The 15620-nt window shown below is 39.5% G+C and carries 15 protein-coding genes; all 15 read right to left on the bottom strand.

Annotated features, from left to right (window positions below):
* Window positions 1-83: 83 nt before the first annotated feature.
* The 15 genes from L2748_RS14665 to L2748_RS14595 all read right to left on the bottom strand — a co-directional run bounded on the left by L2748_RS14665 (window position 84) and on the right by L2748_RS14595 (window position 15612).
* On the bottom strand, window positions 84-1703 hold the full coding sequence (locus L2748_RS14665; protein ID WP_220783454.1) for an IPT/TIG domain-containing protein: 1620 nt from the start codon (window positions 1701-1703) through the stop codon (window positions 84-86).
* A gap of 211 nt (window positions 1704-1914) precedes the next feature.
* Window positions 1915-2385, bottom strand: a complete 471-nt coding sequence (locus L2748_RS14660; RefSeq protein WP_220783455.1) for a hypothetical protein — start codon at window positions 2383-2385, stop codon at window positions 1915-1917.
* 2 nt (window positions 2386-2387) lie between these two features.
* Window positions 2388-3182, bottom strand: coding sequence for a hypothetical protein (locus L2748_RS14655; RefSeq protein ID WP_220783456.1), 795 nt, complete (start codon window positions 3180-3182; stop codon window positions 2388-2390).
* A gap of 407 nt (window positions 3183-3589) precedes the next feature.
* The gene (locus tag L2748_RS14650; RefSeq protein WP_220783457.1) at window positions 3590-4036 is read right to left on the bottom strand and encodes a hypothetical protein; all 447 of its coding nucleotides are present in this window, start codon (window positions 4034-4036) and stop codon (window positions 3590-3592) included.
* Between the two features lie 50 nt (window positions 4037-4086).
* Window positions 4087-4800, bottom strand: coding sequence for a hypothetical protein (locus L2748_RS14645; protein WP_248957713.1), 714 nt, complete (start codon window positions 4798-4800; stop codon window positions 4087-4089).
* Window positions 4801-4878: 78 nt separating this feature from the next.
* Window positions 4879-5370 carry a hypothetical protein gene (locus tag L2748_RS14640; protein WP_220780871.1) on the bottom strand — a complete coding sequence of 164 codons (492 nt, stop codon included), beginning with the start codon at window positions 5368-5370 and terminating at the stop codon, window positions 4879-4881.
* Between the two features lie 162 nt (window positions 5371-5532).
* Complete coding sequence (locus L2748_RS14635) at window positions 5533-5703, bottom strand: hypothetical protein (protein WP_220780872.1); 171 nt, start codon at window positions 5701-5703, stop codon at window positions 5533-5535.
* 69 nt (window positions 5704-5772) lie between these two features.
* On the bottom strand, window positions 5773-6216 hold the full coding sequence (locus L2748_RS14630; protein WP_220780873.1) for a hypothetical protein: 444 nt from the start codon (window positions 6214-6216) through the stop codon (window positions 5773-5775).
* Between the two features lies 1 nt (window position 6217).
* Window positions 6218-10468, bottom strand: coding sequence for an IPT/TIG domain-containing protein (locus tag L2748_RS14625; RefSeq protein WP_220780874.1), 4251 nt, complete (start codon window positions 10466-10468; stop codon window positions 6218-6220).
* A gap of 173 nt (window positions 10469-10641) precedes the next feature.
* Complete coding sequence (locus L2748_RS14620; RefSeq protein WP_246616140.1) at window positions 10642-11331, bottom strand: TadE/TadG family type IV pilus assembly protein; 690 nt, start codon at window positions 11329-11331, stop codon at window positions 10642-10644.
* On the bottom strand, window positions 11328-11831 hold the full coding sequence (locus tag L2748_RS14615; RefSeq protein WP_220780875.1) for a tetratricopeptide repeat protein: 504 nt from the start codon (window positions 11829-11831) through the stop codon (window positions 11328-11330). Before L2748_RS14615 ends, L2748_RS14620 begins: the two co-directional genes overlap by 4 nt.
* Complete coding sequence (locus tag L2748_RS14610; RefSeq protein WP_220780876.1) at window positions 11825-12163, bottom strand: DUF192 domain-containing protein; 339 nt, start codon at window positions 12161-12163, stop codon at window positions 11825-11827. The genes L2748_RS14615 and L2748_RS14610 overlap by 7 nt, the downstream gene beginning before the upstream one ends.
* Window position 12164: 1 nt before the next feature.
* The gene (locus tag L2748_RS14605; protein WP_220780877.1) at window positions 12165-13028 is read right to left on the bottom strand and encodes a type II secretion system F family protein; all 864 of its coding nucleotides are present in this window, start codon (window positions 13026-13028) and stop codon (window positions 12165-12167) included.
* Window positions 13029-13037: 9 nt separating this feature from the next.
* Entirely contained in the window at window positions 13038-13889 is an 852-nt protein-coding gene (locus L2748_RS14600; protein WP_220780878.1) for a type II secretion system F family protein, read from the bottom strand.
* Window positions 13882-15612 carry a TadA family conjugal transfer-associated ATPase gene (locus L2748_RS14595; RefSeq protein ID WP_220780879.1) on the bottom strand — a complete coding sequence of 577 codons (1731 nt, stop codon included), beginning with the start codon at window positions 15610-15612 and terminating at the stop codon, window positions 13882-13884. Before L2748_RS14595 ends, L2748_RS14600 begins: the two co-directional genes overlap by 8 nt.
* Between the last annotated feature and the right edge of the window lie 8 nt (window positions 15613-15620).

Raw genomic sequence — 15620 nt, 5'->3', positions numbered from 1 at the left:
GTTATAATGGCGGCTTGACCCCAAATGAATCTGAACGAAGATTTTGGAATACGTACAAGTCCGTGTCCAGTTTTACTTGACCACTACACATAGATAAAATTAGAGGTTGCTTCAGAAGGAATCGTTATAACAGCTTGATCATTTACAACAGAATCAGGACTGACTGTTATGGAGCCGATATGGACTACCATATTGGGTTGTAGATTACGCCCGGTAATAGTGAGTTGCTCTCCTGTATAGTTTGATCCGGAGGCTAACTCTTGGATTATTGGAGTCAAGTGTGAAGAGACCCTGAAGTATTTTGAATAGCTTCGCTGCTCGCCATCTGAAATGAAATATTCGAAATCCTCTTCATCTGAAATGGTTTCTGGTAAATGCACATAAAAGCCGTCATTTTCAAAATTAGTCAATTTGAGGTTATAGATTTCACTGTCGTTTTGTATTACCAAGGTGGCATCTGATACAGGAAGATCTTGTCCTTGTATGAAAACCCTTTCACCTGGAAAGCTTCTATCGATCAAGTTGACGCCTAGGTTGTCACTGTATCTTAATGCGAACACTTGAAAATCGTCGGTCAGAGTAATCTTAGCCATTCTTTTATTATCATTAACATCAAATAGCCCATCAGAGTCATCATCTCGATCTAAAAAGTTGAAAACCCCATCATGATCTGTATCAACTGGACTATTTACATCAAGAGCCTCCTCATTATCAGAAATCGTATTTCCGTCTGAGTCGGTGTCGACAAATGCACCTATGCCATCGCTATCTGCATCTGAAAGCAACTCAACATTATCTGGAATGCTGTCGTTATCAGCATCTGAATCTAACCAGTTAGGGATATTATCCATATCTAGATCTAATTGCTGGTCACCAAAGGTCTTAACATAGAATTCATTACCGTCATAAATCCCATCACCATCGGTATCTGGGTTGATCTCGTTGATACTTAGTGCTTTTTCTAGTGCTAGAGGTAGACCATCATAATCTTTATCAATAAAAGCTTTTAATTTATAGCTCGCACTTGAACCACCTGCTAGATTTTGCTCGGCTATTGCAATGTAATACGTCCCTGCTGTTTTAAACTTTACTGTTGCTAAACTGCCTATGGCACCTAATGGAACTGTATTGTTTTTAATTTCAAAAATAGCTCTTCCATTTTTGTCCAAAATACTGATTGTTGGTTTGTATTTCAAATCATCCATTAGTAACAAGAAGGTAATAGGCTCGTCAGCATCAATGACTTCTTGGTCTATTTGGATGTTATATACATCACCATCTCCTCGTTCTTCAAAGGCACCTTCTAAAGTAAATGGAAAACGATATTGTACCTTCGTAGCCACTGCTGGATTATCATTAAAAGTAGACTCTGTTGTTGTTGGATATCTTTGCTTGCTAGCATCAAACGGATAGTCATCTTGCTCATCTGGGATGCCATCATTGTCTTCATCTTTGTTTTCCCAACTGCCCATCTGTGTATTGTTGATTGACTCAGCTTTAGCTGCGTCATGGGCTAATGTCTGACTCTTGCCTGTGGATGTAGAGGCTGCTGGCTTTGCTGCAGTGAGATTGTTAGCTGCAGGGGCGCTAGAGATTGACGGGCTTTGCTCTGGACTGCAGCCAGTATTAATAGCGCTTAACACTAGCAGGGCAGTTAACGTGCGTTTAGATTTGAATTCGAGCGCCAGTAATTCCGTTACCATGAGCGTTTCGTCCTTGTATTATACTGATTGGTATTAGATTCTTTACAAATATGCAGCACCTAAAAAAGCGATACTTTAGCACTAATCCTTTAGGCTCGGTATTGCCCTAAAGGGTGTATCTTGGTAGCAATCATCGCTGTTTGCGTGCTTGTTATTTAGTGTTAGAAACTATCAATATTGCCATCCATGGTTTATTCATATTGTAAATTCCTCAATTGGGATCCGATAGTAAGGGCACCTTACAAAACAGCGAGAGTTGCTGACCAAGTTGCTGCATTCGTGGCAGATTGCCATAGTCAAATTTGAGTTGCTCAATTTGAGAGTCCATTATAATACAAAGCTCATAGCCGTTTGACTGACCAAGGCGTCGACGGATTTGAAATGCACTGATATTTTGTATTGGGATCCGTTGTTGACTCAATGGGTAGAGAGAGCTAATTTTGTTGGTGATCAATTGTTTATCTAGATCAAACTCAACACGACGACGGGCAAAAAGAAAGTGCCAACTCAGCAACGCAGTAAATGACCAAATAAAGACTTCATTGTTTGGCCAGTGTTCAAAACCTGCGGTCACAAACAGTGTTAAAGATGCCACTAATCCTGCAAAAAACCATCGAGCGATAACTTGTGTGCGAGTTTTAGCCATGATCGCTTTGCTTGCTGACAGCTGTTTAAAATACATATCTATAAAGTCCCCAGGTATTTCATGATAAAGCCAAATAGCATTAAAAACGGCAATGGATAAAATAGTCGTAGTATCACTTTGGGTTGCCAAAGAGGCGGGACAAATGGCGCGGCCTGTTTGTTCTTATCTGTATTGTCATTATCTTTTGTAGTCGACGAATTTTGTGGTTTTGCAGTTTGTTTATTGAAGACTGTTTTAGCGTCCGGTATGGACTGATTGTTTGTTTTAGTTAGTTTGCTTGAGGTTTCAAGGGGAGTCTCTGTTGAGCTGGCTATTAAGTTATGGATATGGGGAAAATCACTCACTTGCTCTTTGGCAGGTATGTTAAATGTACTTGCAAAAAACATCGTCACTTGAGTGGCGTCAACTAAACTGCCGATAGGATAAACAATATTATCTAGCTTGAGCTCATACTGGCTGCGGTCGTAACTAGAATGCCGCAATAATAACTCGGTGGACGGCAGCGGCGCTTGGTACGCCTTTTGGCAGTGATAACCGAAGATTTGTAATTGCACAAAGCGTTGCTTACTTGGATTATCGAGCACTAAATGGTGCTTTAGCGTGCCAAGTATGAGCAAGACAGGGAGCAGCAGTACCACTACAAATTGGTACAGAGTCTGCTGAGCACCGTCGAGTGTTACAGCCATCAATAAAGAAGACAGTAAGGGTAATAGCCCCAATATTGCTAAACCGCGACAAACGTAATGATTTTTGGTCGCAAGACGTAATTGTTCAGGTAACCCCTCTGGGCGGATAAATCGTTGTGCCTGTTTAGGCAATTGCGAGTACTGCATGTATGACTTCCTTGTACTACCGGTAACTTATTGGTTGCTCATTGATTTGTTAATACTTTGGTTTTTCTAGGCGCTTTTGGTGGCCTTTTATGCATTGAGTAGACATGTGCGCTATATAGATTTTGGACTTGGAAGAATTTTAAACTGCTCAAGCAGCGTTGGCTCAACAGGTTATCAAGATTTTTAGCAATGTTTGTCAATGCACTATTTGTCAATATAGTATGGCAGCTATGTAATATGGCTAGAAGAAAAGTAATCTTGTTCCGTAAGAGCACTGAACATCCTTTTTAATATAATAAAACCAAGGGCATCAAGATAATACGCCTTGGTTAGTTTGTTAATGGTAAGAGTGTTTACTCTTGTGCTAAACGGAGTAGCGCTCGCGATTAACAATGATGTTTGGTTTACTAGGGCAGTGAAGATAAAAACCAGCCATCAGCAGTTCTCATGTATTTACATCGCGCATAGTATGTTGAAGAGTCACTTTTAATATTGATATTAATTTTTGCTAACTCTATTGCGCCAAATCTATCCTGTTTTGCTTGTGGTGCATCTTCGTAGCTAACACCTGTAATCTTTACCGTGTGAGGCTCATCTTTACCAAAGTTACGCTGATGAGATCGTTGCAATATTTTTGCTAATCGCTTTTCTTGCCCCTTTGTTGACGCTGCAGGCATTTCTGCCATAAAAGCGGACAAATCTTGGCTCTTGATAAAATCAAGCGTGCCTAAACAGCGTTGACTCAACAGGTTATCAAGCTTTTTATCACTGTTTGCCAAAGCATTGTTTGTAAAAGCACTATGGCAGCCAAGTAATATGGAGAGAAGAAAAACAATCTTATTCCTTAAGAGCATGGGACATCCTTTTTTATATAAAGTTTATCTAGTATGGAGGCATATTGTTCCTATAAATTGAACGGTGACACGATCAATACCATCAGACTTGTTAATGCTAGATGTGCTAGTACAGGAAAAATCAATACCACAACATGTAACTGATACTTCATAGTCCAACGTCGCTGAGTCAATTTTACTGGGTAGTTAAAATAAACTAATAAGTAAAGTATATTCTTTAATGGATAATGAAACACATCCAAATTTAAGACTTTACCTGAGACCAATTGAATATTAACTTGATACACAGTGCGTATAGCGTTTCCGCTATTGGTTTGGACGTTGTAAATAGCTTCAATCTGCTTTATATCATCTTTAGATAATACCAATTGCCCATCAGGTTCATTAACCAAGCTGTTTACTGGTAATGATACTGTCGTGGTACTTATGTGACAAAGTAAAGGCGCTTCTATTTTATATTGGCGCTTAATTAAAAAGTAGCGTAACAGTAAGCTTCCTGGAACCAAACACACATTAATAATGACAATGATCAATGGGATCTCCGGAAACTTTGGATATAGCGATATCGCGCTAGGTGTTACAAAAGGCAGTAACCCCATGAGTAGTAAGCCTGCAGATAATACTAACTGTGTCCTCGCCCTTAATGGATAAAAGAATGAAATTATCTTGAGCGTGATATTACTCGCTGCGTTAAGTTGTTTTATGCCTTTAAAGTAAGTTGAGCCAAACCAAGTTGCATCATCGACTGTAAGCTTTTCTTGCATATAGATACCTAAAAAGCATCACCAGTATTAGGCGCTGCTTTATCAATTTAGTGGTGATTATTATGAATAATGACTTATTTATAATAAATTAATCATATACCAATGTTCATCGACTTTTGCAAAGCGGCAATAGCCTCCACCTTCTCCATCAAAATTTGTTTCAGGGTCTGTTGTATCGAAAGTGTAGCCAATCCACACTTCTTCGTCATAGCCTTTAGATTTAGCTTCTGAGCTTACAACATCATTGATTGAGTTTTTTGCATCCTCATAGTAGTAATCATAGGCATTGCTCAATCTAAAATTACTAATCCCCGTATATCTCTTTTTAAAATACTTGTCATGTTTCGTTTTTAGAAGTTGTGCTACTTGTGCATCAGTCGCTGGATTAGGGATAAATAAAGCTTTAAAAAGCTCAACATCCTGATTAATAACCACTTCAGCAGCTTTTATGCAGTTTTCCTTAGGAATGGAAATATCTATATTGTCAGGAATAGGTGGATATTTATCTAAATTCCACGCTTGACATGGTGTTGCAACGACCAAAGCGGCTAAAAACATTGTTCTTAACATAAAGCATCCTTTCCTTACTTTTCGTGAGCAATCTTTTGTAAACAAATTTAACATCGTTATACATAAAAGCACCCCGAAGGGTGCCAGTTTGTTAATTAGTATTGACAGGACATTCAGTCTCTTCCTCAGCACTCTCAGCTTGTAATATCATCTTGCTTTTGATTAGTAGACTGACATAATTATCTCGCCTGTATCTTGGAAGTTAAACCACCTTAAATACATAATTACAGCACCAATTGCCGCCATGACTATACCAAAAATAAAATCGATGATACCGCCAGTAGTTTGCAATACCATGCGTTCATCAGTCTGCTTACAAATTTTATAACCCATTACATCCTTTTAATTATAAAGTCGAGTAAAAAAAGGCCCCACTAATTAGTAAGGCACATTTTTATTCAATTAGGGTTTTTTACCAAAATACCAACGGCCATCCTCATGGCGTTTGAAGTAACAGGAAGATCCCTTATCAAACGTCATGCTTCCTGCTTTAAATCTTATTCTTATACTTTTGGTTTGAAGACCTTTGTGCTCGGATTTCTCAATTTCATTCTTCATTTCAAAAAGGTCATATTCTGTTAACGGCTCACTACCAAAGCGACTCAAATGATTTTCATACCACTTTTTTTCAAGCCTTTCTTCACGTTTTTTCATTGATTTAGGTAGTAAGTGAAAAAATAGCTCAGGGTCATTTCTCAGATAACTATTGACCATATAGTCCTGACAGACCGCTCTTAAGTTCTCATCCGAGCCGTCAGTAAGCCCTGCGTAACGCTCAAGGGCGGTAGCTGAAAAGCTTAGCATCGCTACGCTAGTCATTGTGAGGATTTTTACTGCTAGTCTCATTCTAATCTCCGTTTAAAGCGCTTATGCGGGACAAAGCGCTATTTGAATTTGCAGTACTACATGTCGTCATGTTGTCACCATTACCGGTTTTAACATTAATTACGATTGAACTACTAAATAGCCCTGACTGATTTTCTTCTTCGGTAGTGTCGACTCGGCCACTGCTGTCTCCAGTAATAACCTCAACATTATCCGATAAGCACACATAGTAGGTTGCTAGCTTATCTGGTGCAACTAACCCCTTAAATTCAAAGGTATGTTGTCCTACTGCTAGGTTGTAGTTAAATACCTTATTACGCTGGCCAACAGCAGTTTTGTCTATTTCAGCACCGTTATAATAAATGGCAAATTGGTCATCATCGAAATTACCGTTATCGCCATAACGTACTTGTACAAAGCTTTCTTTGATTTCAATATCCACAGGCTCTGATTTAACTACCTCTGGAATATTGTTTTTAATACGTGCGACTTCTAACGTTAACGTCCCAGTCACGGCATCACTAGGCATTTTTATCTTAGCAATATTGTTTTGAGGATCACTTAGCAATGGGACTCTGGTTTGTCCGCCACTGGCGTTAGTTATGTAGAAGTAATTACGATTAATAAAGGTCGACATACCAATTGCGCTCACTTCAACTACTTGCCCTCTGTAAGCTGGATTAGGGCTGATTTCACCAATTTCTATTCCATTACCTATTTTTATGAATTCAGGCTGGGCAGGCGCTTTATTTAATGAAGGAATACCCGCTGACGAAGCACTATCCCCTAAATGGTCAACCGTGATTTTTACTTGCTTGCTGCCTGATGTTTCCACCAGCTCTAAATAATCTTGCGGGATTCGGATATTAACACTGCGACAATCTTCACTTACATCTCCTTCCTCTATTTCATCTAGAATATGAAATAATTCATCATCTTTATAGTCGAGTGCCATAAACTGTGGTTTATCGTCTTCTTCAAACCACCAACCCTCTTCAATACAAAAACCAACTCCTTGCACTGTAATAATGGCATCTTGCTCTGAATTGACAATCGCAGGTGTAAGACGCTTGATTTCTATGCCCCATGCGATATTAAACTCAATACGTGAAGGAACCGTCATTAAGTCAAAAGCAACGCCAAATGGCGCCAAAATACCATCTATAACATCTGCTATATCTTTTAACGCTAGCGCTTGCCCTACATAAGGTATGGCATAAGCGGCCTTTTCAGCGGCAGCAATGACAATAGCTGCTTCAAGATTTCTCACTATGATTTCTTCGATAATTTGTGAATATAACCTAAAGTCTTTAATGTCTTTAACTTGAGCCGCATCGGGGTCCAGTATTAACGCTAGGATCACTTTGGTTAATGGCCCAAACTCACCTGAAGCTAGTTTTTTCACTTCATCATCAAGCATCTTTGTAATTTTTGTATATCCAACTCTAAACGCACTTGAATCATTACCATTTGTATTATCTATAGTCGTTAATGCATCGACGACATCTGGATAATATGCAGCCAAGACATCATAAATAAATTCGACAGGTACACGCTTAAATTTTGAGCTGTCAGTAACTAAGCCGCTCGCTTGAAGTGCAGACTTGAGCGTGCCTATCACTATGCGGTCGAGGATAGTTCTTATTTTTAAGCTAGATGAAACCTTTATTTGCTCTGGGGTCACTAATGTATGTGAATCTTTATAGCCAGCAGTTACTACTTCAATTCGGCAATCGTCAAAATGGCAAACACGCAATGCAGTGTCTTTATCCAAGATTTCAACCCCCCAATAGGTGAAATGAGCGGGGTTAACAATATTCCCATCACCTAAATTGGATATATGTTGATAGGTTTTTGTTTTACCTGAATCATCTTTACCTACTGCAGGCGCTGTATCCACAGTTCCATCAGGTAAGTGCTTAAACGCTGCAACACTTAAATATAATTGAGTATCATTGTTTAAATTGGTATATCCGTAAGCAGCTTCGTCATAAAAACTATCCCAACAACTACCTGTGAAGTAGCGAGATAGTTCAGTTACTGATATATCAGCTACTTCATCCGGAGTTATCGTTGCTGATAACTCCCTGTTTGATGAATTCGCTTGTAATTTATTACTATTTAGTGACCTTACATTGAAATTACTATTTTTTTTTACACTAGCTTTTGAAATTACAATACTATTTTTAAATTTTTCTAATTCGTCAAAGAATTCATTTTGCGAATTTTCAGCTTCAAAACTAAAATAATAGATATCATCTACAAGCTTATTGTAAACATAATCATAAAGAGTTGAATAATTGGGGCTCTCCATCATCGATTCAAGGGTTAATTCAGGGTTGCTGTATGTAATAAAAGAAAACAACGTAGTATCTAGGGAAATTGTTTGAAGTTCATTACCTGCAATCGGTAAACTAAACAGCCTTATATAATCACTATCCTTTTTTACATTCAATATTAATAAAGGATCACTGAGCGCCGGTAAATTAACGGTTGTAACACCAGACGAGTCAAACTTAATTATATTGCCATCAGCGTCATCATAGTACAAATTTTCATATCTACTAGAAATGGCATTTGGAACAGACAGTTGAACTGAGAACTCATTCTTAATCTTTAGTTGGTGAGTATTACCTTTACCCCAACCATTTTGTAGTTGAATTGAGAATTGGTTTATATTTTGTGGAATTTCAAACTCGATTTCAGTACTACTTAAAAAATTACTTAATGGCACATTTATTTCGCCAAACCAAGCCGAAGTGTGATTATTAAAGTTCCAACCATTGAGTGTTATGATTTCTCCTTTAGCATAGGTTCTATTATTAAATTCTGTAATAATTGGTACTTGAGGTGCTAAAAGTTCAAAATTGCTCGCGTTAGTTCGTGTATCTATTGAAGAATACACAAATACACTACTACTTAGGCTGCTAGTTTGAATGGTCGATAATTGCGGAATTTTTAACTGTAATTTACCATTATTGTCACTGACTATTCGTTCATTAAATAGCTCGTTTCCAATACGTAATACAAGCGTATATTCAGTGTTCTGAGAGAACGTACCTGATATAGCTATAGTTTGTCCCTGCAAAGACTGTTGAGAGAGTTGTGTTTGTTCACTTAATACTGTATTTATGCCATATATTTTTAGGTTGTCAGCGTTAAGAACGGGCTGATCAACTTGAACGAGTCTATTATTATCAAATATATCAAATACTTCATCAGAATCATCGTCTAAATCAATATAATCTGGAGTACCGTCTAAATCAGTATCTAACGGGTTACTGACATTGATAGCTTCAACAGCATCAATTATACCATTGCCATCACTGTCTATATCAACAAAGTTACTTAGACTATCGTTATCAAAATCTGAATATAGCTCCATGTCGTCGCGTAAACCGTCACCATCAGAATCATCATCTAAAAAATTTGGTATACCATCATTATCTATATCCGTTATTAGCTGGTTATCTTTATAAACATAATACTCGTAACTGTCTTTGATACCATCATCATCAGTATCCGAGCTGTATGGGTTCATACCCAATGCAACTTCTTTAATATCTGCCATACCATCAGCATCATTATCGATAGAGATTTCTGCTATGTAAGAGGCATCACCGTTTTGCTTCAACGAAGAAATACTTAAATAAGCGACTTCGTTACCATTTGGTATGTAAGTAAAGTGATATTTTAGCCCATTAACGGGTTTAAATTTATCTTCACGATATGTTTCAAGTTGTGTACCATTTTTATTAAACAAGTTTGCCGTAGGATAAAAATGATTGTTACTCGATATGATCGTTATACTTAATCTATCATCAGGTTCAATTTTTTCTATTGGCAACTTTATTTTAAATACATCGGTATCCCCCGCATTGGGTAAAGCACCAAAAATACGAAATGGAAAATTTCCTTCGACATCATTAGCAGTTTCTACAAGGTTATTTTGCTCACTTTCTTGAATAGAAATGAATGCATTTTTTGTTGCATCAAACGGATAATCATCCTGTTCATCTGGCACGCCATCACCATCTTCATCTTTGTTTTCCCAAGTACCAATGTATTCTTCAGGATCTGGCTGGGGATCTGGGTCTGGCTGAGGATCAGGTTGAGGATCTGGCTGAGGATCCGGTTGTGGCTCAGGGTTTGTCACTGGATCTTGGCCTTCACCTTCTTCTAGCTCACTGTTACAACCTGTCATGCTCAAACTTGCGGTGAGCAGGGCAACCAACCACAGCTTTGGTGTTGGCTTAAGTGTATTGTGCTTCATTTTCATGTCCCTATTAAACGTCCTTATGTCCTAATTTTTACTTTATGTCTAACAATGTTATTACGTAGTATTGAGTGCTAACGTTTCCTTCATATCATGTTGTTATATGTGTTTAACCTGTCGATTTCATCTAGATAGATTTCATTTTGTTATCCTTTGACTGACGTTTAGAATTACATTCTAAAAGGTGTTTGCATGCGCATTAACCCTTGAGATGTCAGCGCTAAAAATATATCCCCGGTAGCAACTCCAAGGGCATTACAAGCTATTTGATCTGCACTCGGAGCATATAAAGGAGAGGTGACGATTTCCCTAATGACATAGTTCGCGAATGGTACAATCAGTTTTTGGCACCAGCGAACTTCTATTTGTAACAGGTTGGCATCTTGAATATTTAATTGTCGATGACTACCGACACTTTTGGTCGCTGGATTACGGTACATGAGATTATTATTAGGGATCTCATATATGTAACCACTGGTGTATCTGCTGCGAACTTTGAATTCATCGAAGGTTGCACGATCTGGACTTAGCACGCGTATTTCACTTTGCGCTGCGGTAGCTAGTGTTGATTTTGCCACTGCTGCAGCTGTGTCTGCTATGTCTGTGCCGTGAGCAAATAAAGGCATCATACCTGCCGCTAAACCTTTACTTATTTCAGAGGGGTGACCGTGGTGTAACGTTCCAGCTCTGACAGCTTGAACTGTTGCAGCATCTAACGTGCTTTTACTTGAATAGATAAACCCCCATTGTGCGATCATCATCATGGTGACCAGAATGATAGGCATTAAAAAAGGCAGAGCGAGGTTAAACTCGACCATGCTTTGCCCTTTCTGGTACTGGGGGAGTTTTACAGGCATCATCGTTTAGCTTGCTCGGTTGTTGCATTATTCAATGTGGGTTTATGCGTGTCACTTTGAATGGTGTTCAGCGCTTGGAGCAAGGCCTGAATCTGCAAGCCTACAGGGCTATTTTTATCACCCTGTCTTACGGCGGTACTGAGTACCTGAGTAGATTGTTTTAACCTAACGAGGCTCATGTTATACATGGCCTTTTGGTTATCGGGTTCAAGCTCTATACAGCGCAAATAAGCTGCTATTGCTGCCTCGTTTCTTCCGGTTCGAGTATAGATATTACCTAATCTAAACCAGGCTGGGGCATAGTTAGGTACGCTAGCGAGCACCTCAAAATAAAGGCTTTCAGCTTGATCGAGCCTTGCCATTTTGTAGGCTTGTTCTGCTTCAGCCTGAATGGTCATTATTTGTTGATTACCTTGAGGTGTTTGCTCCTCAGGAGATGAACTACAACCTGTTAAACCTATAGTGCCAAATAGCAGCAGGCTGATGCATAAATGTCTTACCATGACAATATATCTCCTTGATTTATATTTTTTTTACTAGCATTCCCAGCTGTTAGTTCTAAAACTTTAGTTGCGTCTTTACAGCCGCTACTTCTCCAAGGCTTTAGATTTCTGGTTATTTTAAGTACTTGGTTTTTATCATTTAGGTACACAATGTCGAGTGGGTATGACATACCTATGGTGTGCACTGAGTTACAAGGGGAAATAAGCATTCCTTGGTTATCAGTTAGCGTAGATCTGCCTAGCAATCCCCTTAGTCTTAACCACGGAGTATTTGCAAGGAAAGCTTCATCTAGAAGTCTTCCGCTTTGGCTGCTTAAATGAGCGCTGTTCATTTTATAGCTCATACATAAACTTCATTGCGATAGGGAACGCTAGGATCATGAAGGTGACCGGGAAGATAAAAACAATCAATGGGAAGACCAGCTTTACTGGTGCTTCTAACGCTTTTTTCTCGGCGCGTTGGAAGCGCTCGACTCGGCGCTGATCAGATTGAACTCGTAATGTTTGCCCTAAACTGGCACCTGTCTTTTCTGCTTGAGCGAGTGCACTAACCAAACTGTTTATTTCAGTGACTTGAATTCGGTCCGCCATATTTCTAAATGATTGTGCTCGGGACATACCAGCGCGCATATCGCGGGTTACTTTTTCAAATTCAATCTTAAGTGGACCATCAGGTCCCCGTTCAACTGCCTGAGTAATTGCACCAGTCATATTGAGCCCTGCTTCAATCGACATCGTCAGATAATCTAGGTAAACGGGTAGGGCTTTTACAATTAAACCTTGGCGTTTTTTACGTAGGTCGTTGAGTGTCATCACCGGCAGGAAATACCCTAAAACACCGGCAAGGAACAGGTATTTAAAGCTAATATCTTCGAGCAGTAACCCACAGATTGTAGCGAGCATTAGCGCGAATAAAGTACTGATTATCCTAATGGCGAAGTATTGCTCGGCAGTCATCATATAAGACAAGCCGGATACTTGTAGTTTCTTAGATACTCTTTCTAAATAGTCAACACTGAGGTTTTCACTAATATAAAAAGCAAATAACCTGACTAAAGGCCACATTAACTTGAGGCCTGGAGAAAGCGGATCCATGAACTCGCGGTTTGTTGCTGGCACTCGTCGATAAATCCGAATGCAGCTAACTACGAGAAAAACTAACGCAATGGTGAAAAAGCTAACAATTAAATTGACCATAGTAATCACCTATACATCAATTGAAACGATTTTACGGATGGAGAGGTAACCACTGGTAAGCATAATGACAATCAATGCAATGAGTGCCCAACCTAAAGGTTCTGTGAGGATCCGTCCCATGGACTGTGGCTCCATATGGTAGAGCACAAAACCGATGAAAATAGGCAGCAACGTCATTACGACTCCCTGCATTTTTCCTTGAGAAGTTAGTGCATCAATTTTGCCTTCCATTTCAATTTTTCGTCTTAGAGTTGTTGATAGTCTCAGCAATACTTCAGCTAGATTGCCACCCACTTCTCTTGAGATCTGCATTCCTGCGGTGACGAGCTGGAATTCATCTTCAGGGATCCGTTTTAGCATGTTATCGAGTGCGGTATTAAATTCGACACCTAAGCGCTGCTCACGTTGAAATAGCAGAAACTCTTGCTTCATCGGTGCTTCCATCTCCTCAGCCATAAACTCAATTGCACTGCTAACGTTGGCGCCAGACTGCATTGATGAAGCTATCATGTTGAGCGCATCGGGGAGTTGGTGAACAAACTTACGGCGGCGACGTGCGTGCAAAAATTTATAAGCAAAGCGGGGGATGACCGCGAGGATAATACTTATGATTATGCCCAGCACCCATGAACCTAAAAATATCCTGACAATAAAGGGGACTGAGATTAGGGTGATGACATTAATCCAAAATATTTGATGGGGTTCAATGAATAAAAACATATCAAATAAGTTGGTTTTTGCTGATGCTGTAAACTTTTCTTGATAATTAGCGGCAAATTTTTCAGACAAATGCTTTACTGACCAAACAAGAATTGTGACAGTAAGAAATGCAAAAATAGCGGCAAAGAGTGCACTAGACATTTCTTATCTCCTTACCGAAGATATCGAGTTTTACTTTAACGCCTTGTTTGCGCAGTTGTTCGTAAAATTCAGGCATAGTGCCGGTTGCAGTATAGTAACCTTGTATTTTCCCTGCTTCATTAAACCCAGTTTGTTCAAATTTGAAGATCTCTGAGAGCTGAACAACATTGCCCTCCAATCCTGTCACTTCACAAATACTGGTGACTCGTCTAGAGCCATCAGAGAAACGAGACTGCTGTACAATGATATTGACTGCTGAGGTAATTTGCTCCCGGATAGCGAGAACGGGCAAATCCATTCCAGCCATCATGACCATCACTTCTAGACGCGATATACAATCTCGTGGGGAGTTAGAGTGCGCGGTGGTTAGCGAGCCATCGTGACCCGTATTCATAGCTTGCAGCATATCTAGCGCTTCGCCACCACGACACTCACCAATGACTACTCTATCCGGTCGCATACGCAAGCAGTTTTTAACTAAGTCTCTAATTTCAATTGCACCTTTACCTTCTTGGTTAGGTGGACGCGCTTCAAGTGAAACTAAATTAGGTTGGTAAAGCTGAAGCTCCGCTGCATCTTCTACGGTTACAATGCGCTCGTTATCAGGAATAAAATTTGACAGTACGTTAAGCAGAGTTGTTTTACCTGAGCCGGTTCCGCCTGAAATAACGATATTACGTTTTTGCTTGACGGCCATTTCTAAAAATTCTGCCATGCCTTGGTTCATTGAGCCAAAGTTGACTAAGTCGTTACAGCTGAGTCTTTGCTGCATAAACTTACGAATCGTTATGCAAGGCCCTTTAAGTGCCAGTGGTGGAATAACAGCGTTTACGCGTGAGCCATCTTTTAAGCGTGCATCGACCATAGGTGAACTTTCATCTATTCGTCTACCAATAGGAGTGACGATTCGTTCAATGGCGCCGAGCACGGCTTGATCATCAGAAAAGGCGATATCAGATAGATAGAGATTTCCTGCTTTTTCATAAAATATTTGGTCATGGCTGTTGACCATAATCTCTGTAACTTCTTTATCGGCAATTAAGCCTTCTAGCGGACCTAGACCGATAGTTTCATCAAGTACTTCTTTAATTAACGAATCTATCTCAATTTCTTTAGGTAGCTTAAAGTTAGAGATAATTTGGTTGATAAGTGAACCGCTTTGGCTTCTAAGCTCATCATCACTCATTTCATTAACGTTGACTCGGCGCAGATCCATTTGCTTTAAGAGCTCAGTATGCACTTTACGGCGCCAGTCATTACGCACTTTAATTTGTTCTAACAGTTTCGGATCTGTTATGGCTTTAGCGCTTTGAGCCTTACTTTCCACCTCATTATTGTCACTTTGAAGACTTGGTTCTGCCGCCGAGTTTTGTGAAGGGCTTTGTTGTTTTGCTACATTAGCGCTTGGTTTAGTTTTGGCATATTCTGGATCGGTGCTTTGCACTCTAATTTGATAATCTCCTATTTGGATATTATCTGATAGCGTAAGGGGACCAAACTCGATTTGCTTTTCATCATTGACCTTGAGTCCAGTTCGGCTTTTATTATCTTGGACAAAGATCCCTCGCTCATCTTGCGTTAAAATGGCATGGTGCTTTGAAACTTTAAAACCCCTTAAAACGATTAATTGCTCAGGGTCTTTGCCAATTTTACATTGAGAGTGAATGCACTGAAACTCACCAACTTTGGTACCTTTTGTGGTACTCACAACTATGCTAAACATCCCACTCT

The organism is Shewanella sairae, assembly GCF_023283535.1.
Lineage (GTDB): Bacteria > Pseudomonadota > Gammaproteobacteria > Enterobacterales > Shewanellaceae > Shewanella > Shewanella sairae.
This window is presented reverse-complemented; position numbering and strand designations above follow the sequence as displayed.